The 2,419-nt window shown below is 61.9% G+C and carries 1 pseudogene; it reads right to left on the bottom strand.

Annotation, left to right across the window (positions count from 1 at the left end):
• Positions 1 to 824: 824 nt before the first annotated feature.
• Positions 825 to 2,315, bottom strand: a pseudogene (locus tag PO883_RS34105) (NAD(P)/FAD-dependent oxidoreductase); the annotation flags it as partial.
• Between the last annotated feature and the right edge of the window lie 104 nt (positions 2,316 to 2,419).

Raw genomic sequence — 2,419 nt, 5'->3', positions numbered from 1 at the left:
CTAGCGCCGCGCCGATAAGCGACGTTGAAGGGCCAGGCGATAACGCCTGGCATCGGCACGCCCAGTTCCTGCGCCGAATGGCGTACCAGCGCAGTCGCAAGGGGGTGGTCGATCAGAACCGCCGTTGCCGCGCGTCCTTGCGTCCTGCCGATGCCTGGAACTGCGGCGCTGCCATTTCTGCTGTGGGACGAAATAGCTTCCCATTTAATGGCAACCTGCCCCGCGTTGCACCTCCCCTAATGACAGCGTGTCCGCGTCTGCACCTTCTCTAATAACAGCGTGTCCGCGTTTTACCTTCTCTTATGACAGATGTCCGCGCTGCACCTCCCTTAATGAGAGCGTGCCTGCGTTTCACCTCCCCTAATGAGAGCGTGCCTGCGTTTCACCTCCCCTAATGAGAGCGTGCCTGCGTTTCACCTCCCCTAATGAGAGCGTGTCTACGTTTGCACCGTCCCCAAAAACAGCGTGTCCGCGTTTCACCTTCTCCGATCACAGGTGTCCGCGTGGCACCTTCTCTGATGACAGCGTGCCCGCGTTTGCACCTTCCTAATCAATGCCACCACGGTATGCGTGCACACCCGACGTCGATATCACTGAATGAGGCAAATGGATGCGCGAATCGAACCCTGATTCCGATTCCGATTCCGATTCTCGCGGCTGTCAATTCCGTGCCGTGAAGTCAGCACCGCGATAGCCTTCATCGACACAGCCCCGACTACTCTCACAATAACGCCACGACCACGACCGGGGTCCGCGCCGAGTCTCCACCAACCTTCGCACGTTCGTGGAATGTGCGCCAGTCCATGGACCTGCTTGCGGCAATCTCACTCCGACCCGACATTCTGCGCCGCATCGGCGCGCTGGCGAAGCACCGCTTCCGCTGCCTTCTTGCCGGCGATGAAAGCGTGGTCGGAGTTGTAGTATTCCCATTCGCTGTAGCGTCCCGCCAGCACAATGTCGTAACGCGCCAGCCACGCCTTGACGCGCGCTACATTGGCCGCGCGCGCGTGGTCGTAGACCACATACGCATAGGGCATGTCGACCAGGTTGGCGGTAATGATGCGGTCATCCGGCCGGAGCATGGTGACCTTGATGCAGTCGTCGATACAGCGCGCGATCAGCGCCTGGCCATCGAGCGGCAAGGGCTTCCATGGGGAGTAGGAAATCTCGCAGCTCAGCCCGAATCCGCCGGGCGGGTTGCAATGGGGACTGGCGTTCCCCTGGACGAAAATCCGGTGGAAAATCGTGTCTTCCGGGTAGTAGATCCAGTGCTTGTCGGTGATGTTTTCGCGCGCCACGCCAAGGTTGACGCAGCGGACCGATATATGACGCAAGCCCGCAGCCGCTTCGCGCACATCGCGCGGCGCCTCGCTGCCGATCAGCTTGATCAGTTCCGGCAAGGGCATGGTGCTGATCAGGTGATCGTAGCGGTAACGGCTGCCGTCGGCCATCACCAGCACATGTTCGCGTGGCAGCAGCTGGGCCGCCTCGGCCTGCATTTCAATCCGGCCCTTGATATGCGGCAGGAAACCGGACATCAATGCTTGAAAGCCACCGGAGAGCGGATAGCCGAAGCGGGCATTCGGCCCCATGGGTTTGGCGACAGGTTCCAACGCGCCCTCGATGATTTCTTCGAGGTCGGGCAGCGGCACCCTGCCCCCGAGCCAGGAAGTTTCCATGTCACTCAGCGGAACGGTCCACAGCTTCTTGTTGTACGGGATGGCGAAGTGCTCGGCGATGCCCCGGCCCCAGACCTTGTAAATGAAGTCCTCGAAATTCTGGCTTTCGCGCTTGCGCTTGCGCGGCGCAATGCTGGCGGTACCGTGCGCGACCTCGACGCTACCGTCCGCGCAGCAGTCTTCCACCGGCTTGACTGCACAGGGCGGCGCCGCGCATGCGCCGTCGAGGCTGCCGAAGCGCGCTTCGACCGCGCCGATGATGCACTCGGTGATCACTTTCGGCGGCAAGCCGTACAAGGCGCCCTGGAACGGGTAGCGCGTGTACACCTGCTTGCTGTAGACCCAGGCTTCGCGATTTTGCCAGTGCAGGTTGGGGCCGAGCAGCATCTCGTACAGCGACAGCACATAAGAATCGTTGGAAAACATGATGTGGCCGGCATGGTCGAACGTGAAGCCCTGGTCGTGGATCGAACGGCACCAGCCGCCGACGCTCGCGTTCTTGTCGAGCAGCACCGTGCCCTCGCCCAGGTGGTACGCGGCCGACAGGCCGGTGGGACCGGCGCCGACGATGACAGTCTGCACCTTCTGCCCACCGCTCGGCGAGCGCAAGGGGTTGACCGTGGCCCTTGCGCCCGCACCCGAGCCTATGCCTATGCCTATGCCTATGCCTATGCCTATGCCTATGCCTGTGCCTGTGCCTGTGCCTGTGCCTGTGCCTGTGCCTGTGCCTGTGCCTGTGC

This window comes from Massilia sp. DJPM01, from assembly GCF_030348125.1.
Taxonomy (GTDB): Bacteria; Pseudomonadota; Gammaproteobacteria; order Burkholderiales; family Burkholderiaceae_D; genus Telluria_A; species Telluria_A frigida.
This window is presented reverse-complemented; position numbering and strand designations above follow the sequence as displayed.